The 18,809-nt window shown below is 46.9% G+C and carries 11 protein-coding genes and 1 tRNA gene; 7 read left to right on the forward strand and 5 right to left on the reverse strand.

All coding sequences use genetic code 11. The annotated features are described in order from the left end of the window. Positions 1-109: 109 nt before the first annotated feature. Positions 110-3,100, forward strand: coding sequence for an autotransporter outer membrane beta-barrel domain-containing protein (locus QET40_RS10120; RefSeq protein ID WP_280127047.1), 2,991 nt, complete (start codon positions 110-112; stop codon positions 3,098-3,100). Positions 3,101-4,333: 1,233 nt separating this feature from the next. On the opposite strand, the gene QET40_RS10125 is transcribed toward QET40_RS10120, so the two are convergent. From QET40_RS10125 to QET40_RS10135, 3 genes are all read right to left on the reverse strand, one after another. Then, positions 4,334-6,037: a UvrD-helicase domain-containing protein gene (locus QET40_RS10125; protein ID WP_280127048.1), complete on the reverse strand. Its 1,704-nt coding sequence runs from the start codon at positions 6,035-6,037 to the stop codon at positions 4,334-4,336. Between the two features lie 7 nt (positions 6,038-6,044). Beyond that, positions 6,045-8,084: an AAA family ATPase gene (locus QET40_RS10130; RefSeq protein WP_280127049.1), complete on the reverse strand. Its 2,040-nt coding sequence runs from the start codon at positions 8,082-8,084 to the stop codon at positions 6,045-6,047. A gap of 252 nt (positions 8,085-8,336) precedes the next feature. Beyond that, positions 8,337-8,426, reverse strand: a tRNA-Ser gene (locus tag QET40_RS10135). Between the two features lie 138 nt (positions 8,427-8,564). Between QET40_RS10135 and ruvB the strand changes: the two genes are divergently transcribed. From ruvB to QET40_RS10160, 5 genes are all read left to right on the forward strand, one after another. Next, positions 8,565-9,587 carry a Holliday junction branch migration DNA helicase RuvB gene (ruvB, locus tag QET40_RS10140; protein WP_280127050.1) on the forward strand — a complete coding sequence of 341 codons (1,023 nt, stop codon included), beginning with the start codon at positions 8,565-8,567 and terminating at the stop codon, positions 9,585-9,587. Positions 9,588-9,829: 242 nt separating this feature from the next. Next, positions 9,830-10,846 carry a beta-ketoacyl-ACP synthase III gene (locus QET40_RS10145; RefSeq protein WP_280127051.1) on the forward strand — a complete coding sequence of 339 codons (1,017 nt, stop codon included), beginning with the start codon at positions 9,830-9,832 and terminating at the stop codon, positions 10,844-10,846. Between the two features lie 54 nt (positions 10,847-10,900). Next, on the forward strand, positions 10,901-12,034 hold the full coding sequence (locus tag QET40_RS10150) for a sulfite reductase subunit alpha (protein WP_280127052.1): 1,134 nt from the start codon (positions 10,901-10,903) through the stop codon (positions 12,032-12,034). Between the two features lie 321 nt (positions 12,035-12,355). Then, complete coding sequence (locus QET40_RS10155) at positions 12,356-13,318, forward strand: hypothetical protein (protein ID WP_280127053.1); 963 nt, start codon at positions 12,356-12,358, stop codon at positions 13,316-13,318. A gap of 99 nt (positions 13,319-13,417) precedes the next feature. Continuing rightward, positions 13,418-14,566 carry an acyltransferase gene (locus tag QET40_RS10160; protein WP_280127054.1) on the forward strand — a complete coding sequence of 383 codons (1,149 nt, stop codon included), beginning with the start codon at positions 13,418-13,420 and terminating at the stop codon, positions 14,564-14,566. 122 nt (positions 14,567-14,688) lie between these two features. Here the strand turns inward: QET40_RS10160 and rho are convergent, their stop codons facing one another. Beyond that, the gene (gene rho, locus QET40_RS10165) at positions 14,689-16,572 is read right to left on the reverse strand and encodes a transcription termination factor Rho (protein WP_280127055.1); all 1,884 of its coding nucleotides are present in this window, start codon (positions 16,570-16,572) and stop codon (positions 14,689-14,691) included. Positions 16,573-16,607: 35 nt separating this feature from the next. Further along, positions 16,608-17,366, reverse strand: a complete 759-nt coding sequence (locus QET40_RS10170) for a YebC/PmpR family DNA-binding transcriptional regulator (RefSeq protein WP_280127056.1) — start codon at positions 17,364-17,366, stop codon at positions 16,608-16,610. A gap of 317 nt (positions 17,367-17,683) precedes the next feature. Between QET40_RS10170 and leuB the strand changes: the two genes are divergently transcribed. Continuing rightward, a complete protein-coding gene (gene leuB / locus QET40_RS10175) occupies positions 17,684-18,796 on the forward strand; it encodes a 3-isopropylmalate dehydrogenase (protein ID WP_280127057.1) in 1,113 nt (370 codons plus the stop codon). Positions 18,797-18,809: the final 13 nt, after the last annotated feature.

The following is an 18,809-nucleotide window of genomic DNA, read 5'->3' on the forward strand; positions in this document are numbered from 1 at the left end:
TAAGTGTTTACAAAAATCTCATAAGGAGATAATGTGGTATCACGACCTGAGAATTCCCCGCCATTGGCAGGGGGGCTTTTGGAGAATCTACAAACCATATCAATCAATTATGAAGTTACATTTGCCTACAGTACTGCTGGCGGCCGTGCTTGCCTGCATCCCGCAACTGGCCATCGCTACGGAAACCGTCAATCTCAATACATACGATTGGGATCATGTAGAAACACAATGGCCTAAATTTGATAATGTCAATTTGAGCCTTAACGGGAATTGGTCTGTTAATCTTGATAAATTCTATGATCTGAACTGGGGCGCAACGGATAATGGCTCTTATACGTTGACGGGACAAGGGACCATGGATTTCAAGGATGAAGTATTTGAGATATACGGAGGAACTTCCAAGGGACCAGGCATAGGTAATGCCAAATATACGATTGCTTCCGGCATTGTTCTCAAAAATGCAACACTGGAGGCGTATGGCGGCGCGCAAGTTACATTTAACGGTGCCATTTCTCCAGCGACCAACAAAGAAACTCCTTGTTCGTTTTCTGTCTATTCCGAGGATGAGCATTTGTCGCTTATCGACCTGAGAGGAGCTACAATCAAGGATAGTGATTTCGTTAAACTGGAATTTGACCAGGGAACCATTATTAGAGACCAGTATACCGTTTCTGCCACACATGGATTAGAAATTTGGTATCCTTCGGAGGAAGCATGTGCAGGTCAATCTATTTTACAAGGGAACCTGACATTGGCAAACAATGGAAGGGTAGTTGTTTGGGGCAGCGATGCAGCGAATACGAATGTACCATATCACAATATGTCGATTACAGGTACTTTGTCAATTATCGGAAGTACAAAGATTGAATTCTTTAATGATTCTATTTCTGCTTCTTACTTAAGTCCGGAATCCGGAACTGTGGTATTCTACTGCAAAGATATTACAGGAGATACTGGGCTGTTGAGCGCCATTGAAAGTTCATGGGCGTACAGTAGTGGCGACGAAACGATTTCCCGGGACATTGCCGACAAGAAATTCGTATCCATCGCCCAGACAGACGGCCGCTATGCCCTGACTCTGGTCGATAACGGTTACGATCCAGGCCAGCCGGAACAACCGGGAACCATCATTACCGACGGAAAAGCTCCCGATACTCTTTCCAAGGACGTTGTCGTTTCCTTGGTGGACGGCGGCAATGTCGATGCGACGGAAGTTACAAGCGGACTCAGTAATTCCTATGTCCATGGAACGGGAGGAACCTTGGTTACCAGTGATTCACAGACATTCACCATGTCCGGATCGGATACGCTCGGTTTCAGTATTGTGGGAACCAATGGAAATGCAGGTGCGGACATCCGGGTCGGTCAAACGGGCGGAAGCATTACCGATGCCGCCATTGTTTTGACTGGTGACAAATACGAATCCAAGCTGATCAATGTTCAGAGCGGTCTCCTAGAAATCGGCCCCAACACCATTTTGGGTACGACTGATTCCATGCTGACCATTGGATATCCTGGCGCCTCAGGTGATACGGTTACCGCTTCCGTCAACAACAGGGGAACAATCAACAATGGCGTAACCATCAATTCCGGAGCGTCTATGGACAATAGGAATACCATTAATGGAGATGTTCTGGTTAATGGTTCATCCATCTTGAGCAACAATGGAACGGTGAAGGGGGAAGTAACGGTATCGGAAAACGGTTCGGTTAATGGCAGCGGTACCTTTGGTTCAACCATTCTCCATTCCAACGCGCTGCTCTATGTCGGCAATAGCCCGGGATTCCAGCAGCATGGAAGTCTAACGCTGAATGACAACTCAAGACTGGGCTTCTATCTGGACGGAATTACGGCCGCGACATTGGACAATCACGGTTCAGGCACCTATTCCAATCTTTCCGTGACCAACATGCTGAATTTGAATGGAACAGTGAATACGAAAGTCGAAGTCGGTCTTGGTATACTGGCCGCAGGAACGGAATCGTTTACTCTGGATCTGATCAAAACGGAAGGAACGGTTTCCGGCAATGGTGATTATGTTCTTTCCTTGGATGATGAAAACCATCTTCTGAAGGAAGGCAGGCTTCTCTGGGATTCTATTACAGGCACACTTAGTTTCACTGGACAAGTGGACGAAGCCGTAGCGGCTGCTCTGGTCGGCAAGGACGGCTCCAATATCGCCAATTCCCTGTGGTCAAGTACAAGCATCGTCAAGAACTTCGGTCAGACGGCAGCATCCCAGCTTAAAGTTGTCCAACCGGGAGATTCCAATGTATGGGTAAGCGGTTTGGGTGATTTTGTCACAATGAACTCCACCTCTCATGCGGACGGCTTCCAGTACAACGGAGGTGGGTATGCAACAGGGATTGACTACGCCTGGGCGAAGAAATTCCGCGCCGGTATCACTTTTGGGCAGACATTCGGAACGTTCAAATCCGACGACAACCAGGCATCCGTCAAGCAGGACAGCATCATGACCGGTCTCTATGCCAATTACCTGCAACCCTTAAATGATAATCAAAACCTGGGATTGAGCGGATACTTTGCTTATGGATCGGTTGAAAACAGGGCCGATACTTTCATCGGCAATTCCTCATACCTTCCCGGTCATGCCAAATGGAACGACGACGTGTTTACTTTCGGATTAAAAGCCGATTGGAACATCAAAGTCACCGACAAGACAACGTTGACTCCGTTCATTGGGATCGATTACGTCCATGGAGCACAGGAAAGCTTCACGGAAACATATTCCAACGGCAGCCGCCAATACAGGGACGGCAGCATGCAGGTGTGGAGCGTTCCGATAGGCATCACGGTTAAAAAGGAAGTATCGGTCGGAGGAGGACAGCTTCTTCTTCCTGAATTGACAGTCGCCTATGTCGGTGATGTATCCAGAACAAATCCTTCGGTCAAATCCACGATCTACGGAATCGACAACAAGCACGAAGGAAGCAATCCGGGCAGAAGCGCTTTCATGATGAATGCCGGCGCGAACTGGATCATCAACCAGAACTGGAGCGTAGGAGCATTCTACACTCTGGAAGCCAGAAGCAGCCAGGTGAATCAATCCGCCTCACTTTCGGCGAGGTACAGCTTCTAGTTGCACCCAATGACAGTCATCAGGGATGGAATCAGCAATGGTTCCATCCTTTTTCATTTTTACACCTCTACTCTATTCCTGCCATATAGGGTACGGCAAATGGCATGGTACCTCCGTCAAACCAAACACACTCCCCCAATTGGCAACCTATCCTCATTGAATTTCAGCATATACAGAGAGACTTCCGCATAAAGGGGGCACTTTCCCAAACGCTCCAAAATTGTTTTCATTTTTTCGGAAAAACTTTTTTCTCCATTAGGAAATGTATCAACGGGAAAAGCCCCAATTCCAATTCAGACCCTTGAAAGGTAAAAATATTTTTTGCAGTAATTTCTCCAGATTCCGGTTCAACCGGCTTTGTACGAAGCTGTTTTCAAAAAAGTATGTCTCCCCCCTAGATTCATTACCTGAAATCAAGCCCATGTAAGGAAAACAAAGTCAATTAATTCTAAAATGATTTCTACGGAAATTATTCTGGAAACAAGGTAATTGGCAAGGGAATCAGTCTGCAAATCCTCACAAATGATTCTGGAGATATTCAGAATAAAATAACCGGATTACCGTCGTCACCCAATGGCATTTGCAGGAATACTGATGTCATCAATGGTTCTGTACATTGGACGGATAAAGGCTTTGGAAATACTGAAAAAGCAGGAAGAAAAATTCAAAAATATATTAAAATGAGCGAGTTATGAATATTTTGGTCTTACTCTATGGATATAAAATATATGGAGGATGCTGAAATGTATACCGCAGTATACCTGGAATTTTATTGTCGCAGAAATGGATTTGAAAACTATAAATTTATGTAAATGAGTATGTTACAAGAAAAACGGTCTTACTCAATGGAAGAAAAGGGATATGGAGAGGTTTCACCAGTATACCTTCGTTTGATATTTTGAAAGCATTTCCAAGCTCAATTGGTTTTGTACGAAGCCATTTTCAAAAATGATTTGGGGCAATTAATCCTGAAATGATTCCTATGGAGATTTTCTAGGATATTAAGGGAAAATACTGATGGAGATTACTGAGAGGTTTCCAGAGGGATTGGGTACAAGAACAGCCAGCTATGGACAATGATTCAAAAGAAGAGAATCTCTATGTTAACAGGTTTGGTGGCTATAATTCCTAATCCAGATGAGTCACATCGGTTCGGAGGAGTGTATGGAAGATTGGTATGATTATGAATGGAGAAAGGAACAGAAGGAAATGGACCATAGAAGGAAAGACGAATCATATTAAAAATTCATAATAGGATACAATACGATCGCTTCCTACAAGATTACTCAGGTAGGATTTAAAACTACCATTTAGAGGCACAGTTACGAAAATGATAAGTTTTTTCTTAGGGCGAGAACAGCAAACATAGAAGAGATTTCTATTTCTTACATATGTTGGATCTTCACTCGGCTGCTGAGACATTATTTTATCAAATTGATAATGTGTCCATCCTCTCCCTACAACAAAAATTACATAGTCATATTCTTCTCCTTTAACACCATGTTCTGTTGAAAAAAAAGCATCAGGTCTCAAAAAAGAAATTGCCGCTAGAAACTCATGATATGGAATAGTTGCTATGGCATGAGCTTTTTGTGTTTCTTCGTTTGTATCTCGGGGCAACTTCAGCAAGTCTATGAATTCTTGAACTTTGGCAGGTATAGGCAATGTATTCATTGTCTCAATAATACTGATCATATCAAAAGTTGATCCTGCCCGTGCTTTATTTAGTTTTTCCTTCCACTCATGCCAAATTTTCTTGTCTGCCTTTGTACGAATAACACCATTTTTCAATACGTTATCCAAAATAGACAATTTTTTCTTTTCCAATGCTTCAAACACAGGTTCTACTACATCCTGAAAAAAGCATAAAAGAGGGTCATCACCCTGTTTGAGCCTATCGCCCATCAGGGTTAAAAGTTTTTCGTATCCTTGTTGAGCTGCCAATAATGTATGGGTAAGCAATAAAACCTTCGTTTTTTCATCTTTTTGACACCAATGTGAAATAATATATTGTCTTAGATTTTCAACTCGTCGTGATAATTCCTCTAGAGGCAATTCATCTTTCCATACTCCTTTGGACTGTCTTTGACCATTATAATCATTTGAATGGACAACCCACACTTCTCCTTCGCTATCTTTAAGGGCTGGTTTTTGAATTAATTCTGGACGAATTTTATTTAATAAATCAATGATTTTTTGAGTCGAACGAAAATTAATATGTTTTTCTATGATTTTCAAATGCTCATTCTCTATTTTTCCGCACGCACCATTGTTGCTATAGATTGTCTGCCATGAATCACCAAAAAATCCAAATTGTGGACCTGTTTCGTATTGGATGTAATATTCAATAAATTTATTAATTAAAACAGAAAAAGAATCCTGATATTCATCTATCAAAATAAGAGGGTAATTACTCGAAAAAATACGTCGAAATTTCGCTTTTTCTAGCATATGTGAAAACAGAGTTATCACATCATTATGATGTAAATGTAGAATACCATTATCATCAATTTGTTTTACTCCAAAATCATAATTTATACCTAAAATGTCCTCTATCTTACATTCTTCGGGAAGTTTTATATTTTCTCCATTTTTAATGAAATTCAGCAAAGTGGATTGAAATTGCTTAATTACTCTCCACGCAAATGAGTGGATGGTCATCGGCTCAATAAATGAACAATCTTTTAGGCGAGACAGAATAATATTTACAGCAGCATTTGTATAAGTTATGCAGACTACTTTTTGTTTTCGGAGATGAAATTTTTTCCACCAATGGTCTTGTATCCAGTCGATTACATAATTTAATGACGTCGTTTTTCCAGCGCCAGCCCCGGCTTCTACTACAAAGCTTTTACCTGTTTTTAGAGTTTGAATGATTTTTTCATTCTCTTCAGCGGCTTCATTTAATGCCTCTTCTGTATATATCTCTGCGCTCATAACTTATCTAATTGCAGATAGTAGCAAAATTTAGCCAACAAAGACCTTTTACCATGTAGGAAGGCATAATATAGTTTTTTTGCAATAATTCTAAGGTGAAATCCGTTTTTTTACTCACAAGATTCTCAATATCATCTTCCGTCGGAAAAGTTGTTAATCCATATATTGAGCGATTAGTATTTATTAATGCATCTTCAAGAGTGCGCGCACAATATCCTTGTTCTTCTGTTTGATACTCTAAATGTATATTTTCTATTGTTTTCTCTTCATCGCTTAGGGTCAAAAATAACTCAAGATTATCTTTCTCCATATTAGCTGTATCATAGGTTTTTAGTTGAGCAAGCCAAAATTTCAAAGTTGCATTTGTCGTACAAGTGCCTTTGTTAACAGGAACTTTTTTTAGTTTGACTCCATTTTTTTGATCAATACGCTCGGCCGAATCCAAATCTGTTAAAATCAATGTAGGTATACCAAGAAACTTCATTAAGGGTATAAACAAATGGGCGAAAGCACCTCCAACTTCTATCATTGTGCAATATTGAGAAGCTAAATTGATACATCGTTTTGATTCTGCTCTCTTTCGAGAAGAATCGAATTCGTCAAATTTTCCTTCTTCGCAACATCTCCTGATCATGTCCCTGAGTAAAAGCCTTTCGGCAGCACCTTCAACCAATATGGCTTTGTCTGCGAAAAATAGATCACATCTACTGATAGTTAAATATTTATGTATAAAATCAGCATTAGTAGGATGTTCCTTGCTAAAATCACTTAGATCTTGATAGTTGACCTCATGTTTTTTCCGTTGAACATATCGTATTTGGTCAAACTTAACAGCATTGACGATATGAGAAGAATGAGTTGTCATTAATACCTGCAAATTATTCAACTTCGCATCATCCAAAAAGCTTTTTAAATGCTGTACAAATATTTGCTGTAATTGAGGATGCATGTGAGATTCTGGTTCTTCCAAACATAACAGAGGGATTGCGCCTATTTTTACATTTTTTAATTTTACTGCAAATTCGGTCAAAACAAACATCATTTTGAGCAAATTTTTAAACCCCAAACCATTATGAGACCCAGGTAATTCTTCACCATTTTCGGATTCTCTATATGTTAATTCCGTCCTATGTAGAACTTGTTCTTCCAATGATATATCTGTTCGTGCATATAACAATAAATCAAGCTCTGGTCTAGGATACCCAAATGCAGCCGCTTTTTTCATGATCTGTTCCAAAATTTCATTGGCACGACTTTCTACGTGTTGTCCATTAGTTTCCAGCAAGTCTCTCAGTTGTTTTTTCCCCTCAGAAATATCATCATCATCGTCATCATTCGTTTCAAGAAGACGATTTAAAATATCTGTTAATGGCTTGCGTTTTTTTCCATCTGACTCATCTATGTCACGTTCTGCAGCAATAACCAACCGAGGAAATAAATCTTCTAATTCCTTATGTGATCGTATTGAAACATCTTCAGGATCGTTAGGATTAACTGCTCTGACTTTCCATTCAAATATATCTCGAAATCTCTTTTTAATCAGTTTTCTAATAGATTCTTTATTTTCCTGAGAGAGATCATCCGAATCAGACATTGCAGAAAGGGTAATACCTTCTTCATGAACCCATGTTCTGAGTCTTTCTTCAGTTGTCGATAAACTATAGATCACTTCTATCTTTGCATCGCTTATATTATCGTCCGAATCAATAATAAATGGCGTTAGGGTCCCAAGCTGATCTTCATCTGATTCTTCAGAATAATCTACAACGAAACAAATCGAAACTAGATCAATATTTTGTTTCCAGTCTTCATATGAAATTTTCTTTAGGAGCAGATCCCATATTCCTTGATAAAACTTTTCCCTACGACAAAATGGATAGTCATCAAAAGAGAGCTTTTCTTTAGTAATTGCTTTCTCCATAAGGTCTATCAGAGAAGTTTTCCCCACATTGTTGCTTCCCACAATCAGTGTTGCTGATTTATCAACATTTAGCCGCACGTTTTTCAGCAAACGATAATTTTGTGCTTCTATTGATTTTAAATACATAACGATTTCAATGTCACCGCGATCAAGCTTGCAAAAGCAATAGTTTTTTTCATATTGGTTTTTAGAAATTGAGATAGACTATCATTTGATGATTTACATAATTTTATGGTTCCAATATATTCATAGAATCAGTATCTGAATAATTAGGCGAAAGTCAATTTGTTGCTTCAACTTTTCCCATTATTTTCCCCATACTCCTGTAAACAAAAACCGCAATATACTCATTACAAATATATTGCGGCGGAAAATTAATGGCGGACAGGGAGGGATTCGAACCCTCGGTACTGTTGCCAGTACACACACTTTCCAGGCGTGCTCATTCGACCACTCTGACACCTGCCCGTTTGTAGGAAGTGGACAGAGTCTAGGTGGGATGGGGGCGGATGACAAGACAAATTTGTAGTTACTGCATTTTTTTTTCACTAGGAGGCAGTCTGTCCTTGACGGAGGAGGGGTGTTTGGGGTTGGGTTGTAACGGTTATGGGCGAATCTCTTTATACCCGGATGGCCGAGGCTCCGACGACTTCGTTTGATCTGTCGCTGAGACCTCCTGCGTTCAGTGAGTTCTGCGGCCAGGAGAAGATCAAGGATCGCTTGATGTTGATGGTGGAGGCGGCGCGGCAACGCGGCGATGTGTTGGATCATGTTTTGTTGAGCGGACCGCCGGGGTTGGGGAAGACGACGCTTGCGAATATTATTGCGAATGCTGTGGGGCACCGGATTCATACGACGTCCGGCCCTCAGATTGAAAAGGCGGGTGATCTGGCCGGAATTCTGACGAATTTGGAGAAGGGAGATCTTCTGTTTATTGATGAGATTCACCGTTTGCATCCGGCGATTGAGGAGTATTTATACCCGGCGATGGAGGATTTCCGGTTGGATATTATTATTGACCAGGGCCCGAGTGCTCGATCGATCCAATTGAATTTGCCGAAGTTTACGTTGGTCGGGGCGACGACTCGTGCAGGGATGTTGACGAGTCCCCTCCGTTCCCGGTTCGGGTTGGTGAACCGCCTGGATTATTATACGGCGGAGGAGTTGTGTACGATTATTACTCGTTCGGCGGGGTTGTTGGATGTGCCGGTGGAGTATGAGGGGGTTCGTCAGATAGCGTTGAGGTCGCGCGGAACTCCCCGCGTGGCTAATTCTTTGTTGCGCTGGGTTCGCGATTTTGCGCAGGTGAGGGGGAATGGGGTGATTACTTCGGAGGTGGCCGTGGCGGCATTGGGTATGATTGAGATTGATGCCGATGGTCTGGATGAGATGGATAAGCGCCTTTTGGAGGCGATGATCTATAAGTTTAATGGAGGACCGGTCGGTTTGTCGTCGCTTGCGGTTGCTGTGGGTGAGGATGCATCGACGCTGGAGGATGTCCATGAACCGTTTTTGATTATGCAGGGGTATATTTCCCGGACGCCGCGCGGTCGTGTGGCGATGCCTTCGGCCTATGAGAAGGTGGGGGCGGCTCTTCCTCGCGACGGCCAGCAAGCGTGGCTGCTTTAGGTTGTCGACAGAGAGGAACTGGGGGTGGTTGCACGTATTCGTTTTATTCTTCTGCTGTGTTGTCCGGTTGTGGTTTTTCGGGTCAGATATCCGGTTGGACTTGGAAAATTTGGTTGAAATGAGAACGTTCAAGTGTGTCTGCCCGGGCGATGGTGTCTTTTCTGCTCGCCTTGACGGGGCGGATGGCATAGAATCCGCTCACGTTGCATATCTGTAACGTGTTCTCAGCAAGGTTTACTGCTATGGAAGCCACATCAGACACCCCATTCAAAAGATTGCCTGTGACCATTATCGGTACGGGTTCCTATGTTCCCGAACGCCGTTTGACGAATGCCGACTTGGAGAAGATGGTTGAGACGTCAAATGAATGGATTATTGAACGGACCGGGATTCAGGAACGCCGCATTGCCGCCCCGGGTGAGTTTACGTCCCATATGGGGACGAAAGCGGCCGAACGTGCCCTGGAGAATGCGGGGATTACGGCCGAAGATCTGGATTTGATCATTGTGGCGACGGTGACGCCCGATACGTTTACTCCTGCAACGGCGTGCTACATCCAGAATAATCTGGGAGCGAAGAATGCGATTGCTTTTGATATTTCCGCAGCCTGTTCCGGGTTTATGTATGCGATGAAAACGGCTGTGCAGTTTATCGGTACGGGGCAGGCGAAGACGGCGTTGATTATTGCCGCGGAAAAGCTTTCTACTGTGGTTAATTGGGAGGATCGTTCGACGTGCGTGCTTTTTGGCGATGGTTCCGGGGCGGCGATTCTGCGCCTTGGCGACCAGCCGGATGACGGCGCTATTCTGGCGACGGATATCGGCACGGACGGTTCCTTGCACGATTTGCTTCGTATTCCTGGTGGCGGTTCCGCTTGTCCGATTACGCCGGAAAACGCTCATGAACGCCTGGCGACGCTGGCGATGCGTGGTAATGAGACGTTTCGTCATGCTGTATTGCATATGAAGGCTGCGGCGGAAACGGTGATTAAGCGAGCCGGGTTGACTCCGGACGATATTGCTTTGATTATTCCCCATCAGGCCAATTTGCGTATTATTGATGCCGTTGCCCAAAGGCTCCGCATTCCTCAGGAAAGGGTGTTTGTCAACCTTCAGAAATACGGCAATACGTCTGCCGCCGCCTGTGCGATTGCCTTGGATGAGGCGCATCGCGAAGGACGTTTCAAGAAGGGGGATCACATTATTATCGTGACCTTTGGCGCGGGGTTGACTTGGGCTGCTGCGGCGATTCGCTGGTAATATATCTCTTTTTTTGTTTCTCTCTCTTTACAGTATCTATTATTGTTCCCACATATGACTACCGAACCTTACGGAAAGAAGAATCCGTTCCCGGCTCCCGTCCTTGCTGTCAAACATATCACGGGTGAAGGCAGCCCTAAGGAAACCATCCATATTGAATATGACTTGACCGGCTCCGGGCTGGAATACGTGACGGGCGATGCTTTGGGCGTGATCCCCACGAATGATCCCGAGTTGGTTGATGCCCTGATTGCCCGGCTTGGTCTTTGCCCCGGCTGCGAGGTGTCGATGCCCGACGGAGGGGCTGCTTCTCTCCGCGATGCTCTTGTTTCCGGCTACGACATTACGAATCTTAACAAATCTTTGCTTGGCAAATGGGCCGCAGTTGCCGGCAATGCCGATTTACAGGCGTTGGTCGACTCTGCTGACAAGGAGAAAATTGCCGACTATTGCTGGGGTCGTGACGTGTTGGATCTGGCATCCGATTACCCGGTTTCTTTTGAAGACGGATCAGCTCTGGTTGCCTGTCTGAAGAAGCTGATGCCCCGGTTGTATTCGATTGCTTCCAGTCCGAATGCTCATCCCGGCCAGGTGCATCTGTGCGTGGGCGCGGTGCGCTATACGACGCATGGTCGCAAGCGTGGCGGTGTGTGTTCTACTTTTATGGCGGATCGCGTGCATCCGGGCGATACGGCTCGCGTGTTTGTGCACAGCAACAAGAATTTCCGTCTGCCGGAGGATCTTTCCAAGCCGGTTGTTATGGTGGGGCCTGGAACGGGTATTGCGCCTTTCCGTGCCTTTTTGGAGGAACGGGTCGTATCCGGAGCAACGGGCGGCAACTGGTTTTTCTTCGGAAACCCGTATAAGGCGACGGATTTCTGCTATGAAGACGAATTGACGGCACTGGTGGAAGCCGGCAAGCTCAAGCTTTCGGTGGCATGGTCCCGCGACCAGGCTGAGAAGGTGTATGTCCAGCATTTGATGGAACGCGAAGGGGAAACCCTCTGGAAGTGGCTAGAAGACGGAGCCTGTTTCTACGTTTGCGGCGATGCTTCCCGCATGGCGAAGGATGTGGACGCCGCCCTTGTCAAGGTGGTGGAAGTATGGGGCCGAAAGTCTCCGGAGGAGGCTGTTGCCTATGTTGATGCCATGCGCAAGGAAAAGCGTTATCAGCGCGATGTGTATTAATCGTTAAGTCTGCGTTTTTTTGCAGGATTGACTATTGAATTTCAGGGTAGCCGATTGCATGGAGCGTCGGTTACCCTGTTTTTTGGGGGGAGGAGGGAGAAGAGGTGTGGTTGGTTTGCCGTAGTTTGGTAATTAATTGTCATATTCGGGGTATGGAGGCAATGATTTTCCGCTATGGATGAAAAGGTGATTGTTCTTCGGGGAGGAAAAGCCTATATACTGAGTAGAATGTATTTCCGTATAGTTTCATTTTTCCTTTTGGCTGCGGCCATTTTTTCAGGAATTTGTTTTTCGGATGAGCTCCCCGAGCGCATCCGTGGCATGGATGCCAAGTACCGGGAGCGGATACGGACTGTCTGTGCTCCGCTTATTGCTTCGCATGTGACTGAGATGAAGGGATTACAGATGAAATGCATAGAGATGTCCGACTTTGAGACTGCCAAGGCTATTCAGGCATATTGCGAGGCATTGAAGAACAATCCCGAACCAGCGGCGGGAGAGGAGGGCGGAGTTTCTCCCATGTCTTATTTTATGAAAGGGGCCTGGGTTTCTCCCAATCTCTGGTCACATTATATCCATCCTCAGTTGTATATGTATGCTCATGATTCCAAGAAACGTTGGACGAAGACGCTTGGCAAGGTGAATATGAACTTGTCCAATCCGGAGGTTCTTGTTCTGGAGGGCGGGGAGAGAGTTTGGGCTTTTGTCGATCCGACAACGCTTGTCCAATATACGGCGTCGAACAAGGCGGTGGATCTCATGCTTTTCAAGATGGCCGAGAGCACGCAGGGATCAACATTGGCGGATCAGTTCCAAAAAGCCCGAGCGATGTACAAAACCCGCTATGTCCGAGCATGCAATGCCGACACGGTCAAATATGTAAACTACTTGGGCAAGGTTCTTCGGGATGTTTTGGAGGCAGGAGAAATTGATACGGCCGAGAAGTTGAGACGGTACATTAATACTCTTTCCTCCGGAGGACTTGTTTCTGATGCACATTCTTCCGTTGGCGCCGATCTTGCCGGTGTCTGGCAGGAGGAAGGAGGCAAGCACTGGATGTATTCCTTGAAAAACAAGAAGCAGTTGGAAACATGGGATCCCGGTAATATCAGAGTCCGCAAGTTCCTTTCCTACCGTTCATCGTCTCCGAGTGGACATGTCCATACATTTGCAGGTGATGGGGACGAGTCGGTTTACATGGTACGTGTGGGAGAGCGGCTTTACGCCTTGTCACCTACCAATAAGTCCAGATATCCTATCCTGAAAAAAGTGGCGGTGCCATAAAGTTTTGTTCCCGTCTGTGGATGAATATTGATAGATTGGCACAGGAGATTTCGTATAGAGAAAGAAGTCTCCTGTGGTTCTATATACCTTTGACCATTTATGAATAATACCCCTCTCCCGCAATCCCATGGCTCTCACGTGGCATGGGTTGATGTTCTGCGTATCTTTGCCTGTTTCCTTGTTGTGCTGGCTCATTGCTGTGATCCTTTTGTCGGCAATGCCTCCAATGATATGTTTGATTTTCAATGTGGAGCCTTTTGGGGCAGCATGGTTAGACCGTGCGTTCCTCTTTTTGCGATGATCTCGGGGGTTCTCCTGTTCCCGATAACCGGCGATACGGCGACGTTCTACTCCAAACGCTTGAAGAGGATACTGATTCCGCTGGTGGTCTGGTCATTGGCTCTGCCGCTGATGTACTATGGCTATTTTTCCACCGGTATTCAGACGAGCAATCCCAATATCGACATGTCCACTTACACCTGGCAAGCGACGTTATCGAAGTTGTACACGTTCATCTTTAACTTCAATTATGATACAACGCCTCTGTGGTACCTTTACATGCTTGCGGGCATCTACCTGTTTATGCCGATTATCGGAGGTTGGTTGAACCAAGCGAGCCGCAAGGACATTCAATTGTTCCTGAAGCTTTGGGTGTGTAGCATGTGCCTTCCCTATGTTCAGATGCTGGCTCCGTTCCTGGGCTATGAGGGAAACTTCGGCAACATGGGAATTTTGGGGGTGTGTGACTGGAACCCATACGGTACATTCTATTACTTCTCCGGTTTCATGGGCTACATGGTTCTTGCCCATTATTTGGTCAAATATCCTTTGAAATGGAGTTGGACGAAGACTTTGTCCGTAGCCGGATCTTTGTTTCTGGCAGGCTATGCCATTACGCTTTTCGGTTTTTTGGAAATCCAGAAGAATTTCCCCGGAGATGCTGCGAAATTGGAGATCTGCTGGTACTTTTCAGGCATCAATGTTTTCATGATGACTTACGCTATGTTTATCGTCGTGCAAAAGATCAGGATATCTCCCAATCCGTTCCTGACTAAAGTGGCGGCTCTGACATTCGGTATTTATTTGTGCCACTTCGTGCTGGTACAGTGTTCCTATGACCTGCTGATCGGGATTCCCCTGGCTGCCTATGTGAAGATTCCGCTGATTGCCGGTGTGGCTTTTGCTATCTCTCTGGCGTTGGTCTGGGTGTTGAGCCTGACTCGTTTGACTCGCAAGAGTATTATGTGAGAGAGACTTTGGCGTCGTCCGCCGGGTGATCTTGCTGGATCTTTACCGGAGGTTCTTTTTAACGAAAATCGCCATCCCGACACGGTGGTCGAGATGGCGATAAAGAACTTGAGTAAGTTTTTTTAAGCCCTTTGCTTGAGATCGATGAGCATCTGTGTGTTGCTGGGGTACTTCCTCAGGAAAAAGAGGAAACGCTCCATTGCTTCAACCGGCTTGTGTCCAGCCAGGGCACGACGGATCAGATGGATTTTGTACAACCAGTTTTCCGGCAGGATGAGTTCCTCCCGGCGCGTGCCGGACTTTAGTATATCTACAGCGGGATAGATGTACTGCTCCGCGATGCGGCGGTTGAGAACGAGTTCCATGTTGCCCGTCCCTTTGAATTCCTGAAAGATCAGATCGTCCATACGACTGTTCGTTTCGATCAGGGCAGTGGCGATTATTGTTAGAGAACCTGCCTGCCGCGTATTGCGAGCGGCAGCGAAAAGGCGGCGCGGCATTTCAAGGGCACGGGCATCGATCCCGCCGGACATCGTCCGACCACTGCCTTTATCGGCATTATTGTAGGCTCGTGCCAAGCGGGTGATGGAATCCATCAGGAGGAAGACATGTTCTCCGGCTTCGACGAGGCGTTTGGCTCGTTCGATACAAAGTTCGGCCAGACGACAGTGATCGCGGACTTTGCCGTCGTTCGAGGATGCATAGACTTCGGCTCCCTGGATGTTGCGCTGGAATTCGGTGACTTCTTCCGGTCTTTCGTCAACCAGAAGGATCATTAAATGCATCGAGTCCCGGTAATTCTCGCGGATAGCTTCCGCCATATGTTGGAGGAAAGTCGTTTTCCCGGTGCGGGGCGGGGCGACGATCAGTCCGCGCTGGCCGCGACCGACTGGGGCCATCAGGTCGAGTGTCCGGGTGGTATAGCGCTCGGGCGTCGTTTCAAAGATGATGCGTTTGTTGGGATTGACTGCTTTGAGTTCGTCAAAATGGGGCAGGAGGCGGGCTTCTTCCCAGTTTTTACCGTTGACAGAGGTGATTTCCGTGAGTTGGATGCCTTTGGGATGGCGACGGGCAATCCCGTGAAGCCAGACGGCATGGCGGAGGCCATGGGTGCGTATAATTTCGTTGGAGACATACACGGCATCCCTTGCCTGCTCGAACCCCGTTTCCTGAGTACGGAGGAACCCAAATCCTTTGGGCGTGATTTCCAGCAAACCGTCGACTTCTTCCGGAGGGCCGTATTCGATGGGCTGACGGGGGGATAACTGTTCGCGGTTGTCGTCGTTGTTGTTGTTCTTGCGGGTACGGGCGTCACGCAGATTTTCACGGACGGAGGGGCGATCACCCTGCTGGTAATTGCGGTTGTTGTCGCGGCGTCCTCTTTTGTTGTTATTGTTGTTCCGGAATTTGTTATTGCGGTTGAAGCCCTGCCCCTGCTGTTTAGGAAAGCCATCTCGATCCTGGCGGCTGTTTTCCTGCGATTCTTCTTGTTCCCGGGCTACGGTTGCGTCCTTCGTTTGTTCGTTGGATGGCTGTTTAGGTTCCGGGGATGCATCTTCGGACACGGATGAGGCAGTTTGATCCGGTTGTTCGGGGATTTCTACCGTTACGGTTTTTTTCCGGACGACGCGTTTCCGGACGGATTTGACCGGGACTTCTCCTTCTCCCGCCGGAATTTCATGAACCGGGGCAGGGAGAAGATCCGCAGTTGTTTGAGCCTGATCTCCTTCCTTGGAGGCTTTAACGGTACGTTTGCGGCGGTCGACTGCCTTGGGTTTGGGGGGAACAGTTGGCTCTTCGGCGGCTGAAGCTGTTTCCAAGGCAAGGGAATCCGTAGCCTTTACTGTTGTTGCAGAGGCCTGTTTTTCCGTATCGGCCGTTTTTTTACGACCGGTTGTTTTGCGCGGGACGGATGCCGGAGTTGCCGATTTGCGGACAACCCTCTTTTTAGGGGCGGGAATGGGTTCGGAACCTTCAGCCGTCCCTTCAGGGAGAGTATCAGACATGAAAAAATGTGGGGGGAAATGGGGAAGTCCCCGTTTTAAGCGTCGAGTTGCTCAAGGAGTTCTTCAGCAATGTCAAAATTGGAGAAGACATTAAGCGTATCGTCATAATCGTCCAGAAGTTCGAAAAGTCTGGTTGCTTTTTTGGCGACTTCCAGATCCGTGATGACTGTGACGTTCTGAGGAACGTAGATGAGCTTCATGGATGTCAACATGTGACCGGCAGCGCGCAGGGCTGAGGCCACATTGCCAAGTTCCGTGGGAGGAGTGGTGAAAACCCATTCGTTGTCGTTCTCGCCGGGTTCCACATCATCGGCACCTGCGTCCATGGCAAGTTCCATTGAAGAATCTTCGTCCAAAGTTTCGGAGAGGAGACGGACTTCTCCCTTGCGGTCGAACTGGTAGGCGACCGAGCCGGGAGTGGCGATGGAACCGCCGTTTTTGGTGAAGATCGTGCGGATTTCCGAATTGGAACGGTTGGTGTTGTCCGTGGCAATTTCAATGAGAAGAGCTGTGCCGTTCGGGCCATAGCCTTCGTAGGTGATTTCCTGGATTGCGGCTCCCCCCATATCTCCGGCACCTTTTTTAATGGCGCGCTCGATGTTTTCCTTGGGAGTGGATACCGACTTGGCTCCGTCGATTGCGGCCCGCAAACGCGGGTTCATATCCGGGTCGCTGCCTCCCTGTTTAACGGCAAGCGTAATTTCATGGGCGTAGCGAGCGAAGATTTTCCCCTTTTTAGCGTCGGCGGCAGCCTTCGTATATTTGATCTTGGACCATTTATTATGTCCGGACATAGTATTGAATAGGTTTGTTTGAGAACGGGCGGGATACGTGAAGGGCCGAAAGGCTCGTTTCCGTTGCATGGGGTCGTGAACAATGGCTCGTGCCCCAGAAGCTGCGCCGGTCATCCTACATCGAACATGTGCCGAAGAGTAAGCATTCGCAAGATAACCGTAAAACCTCTTCCGTTCCCGCCGGAACATGGTTCAGCATAGACATTTGCGCTAAGATGGCAACATTTTTTCCAGTCTGTGACAAAGTGAACATTATTTCCAGGATTATGATTCACGGACTTGACCTTCTGTCCTGCTGCTAGCAATCTGGTCGGCGTATGAACGATCACAAGCACCATATTGCCGTGCTGGCTGGCGATGGCATTGGCCCGGAAGTCATGGCTGAAGCTCTGAAAGTCCTTGCGGCGGCGAGTTCCCGTTACGGTTTTTCCGTGAGTTATGAAGAACATTTTGTCGGAGGTGCCGGCATCGACAATTGCGGTAAGGCCCTTCCGGATGAAACGGTGGCAGCCTGTGAACAAGCGGATGCCATCCTGTTTGGTTCCGTCGGTGGCCCTAAATGGGAACATCTTCCCCCCAACGAGCAACCGGAACGCGGCGCTTTGCTTCCTCTCCGCAAGCATTTCGGCTTGTACGCCAACTTGCGTCCCGGTGTATGCCTGCCGGAATTGACGCATGCCTCTCCGATTAAGAACGAGATTATTCCCCATGGATTCGATATACTCTGCGTCCGCGAACTGACTGGCGGCCTCTATTTCGGCACTCCTCGTTTTCGTGAAGCGGAAGGCGACGATGAAGTGGCTGTGGATACGCTCCGGTACCGCAAAAGCGAAGTGATTCGTATTGCCAAAGTCGCCTTTGAAGCTGCCCGTGGTCGTTCGAAAAAAGTGACGAGTGTGGACAAGGCGAATGTGTTGACCAGCTCCCTGTTGTGGCGTGATGCAATTCTTGAAGTGGCAAAAGACTACCCTGATATTGTCCTGAACCACATGTATGTAGACAATGCGGCCATGCAACTGGTGAAGAACCCATCCCAGTTCGATGTGTTGGTTACGGAAAACATGTTCGGAGACATTCTCTCCGATGAAATGGCTATCATCTGCGGTTCCCTCGGTATGTTGCCGAGTGCCAGCCTTTGCCAGGGACGTGGAGAAGAAGGACGGTTCTTCGGCCTCTACGAGCCTTCCGGAGGTTCTGCTCCCGACATTGCTGGTCAGGGCATTGCCAACCCGATCGCCCAGATTCTTTCCCTGTCCATGTTGCTGCGTTATTCTTTGGGTGAGACCGAAGCAGCCGATGCCATCGACAAAGCCGTGCGTTCGGTGATTTCCGCCGGATATCGTACGGGCGATCTCGCGACAGGAGCTCCGGGGGAAATCCGCGTCAATACGTCCGGCATGGGCGATGCCGTCGTTGCGGCTCTTGCCTGATCCTTTCATGATG

The sequence above is a fragment of the Akkermansia sp. N21169 genome (genome assembly GCF_029854675.1).
Classification (GTDB): Bacteria; Verrucomicrobiota; Verrucomicrobiia; order Verrucomicrobiales; family Akkermansiaceae; genus Akkermansia.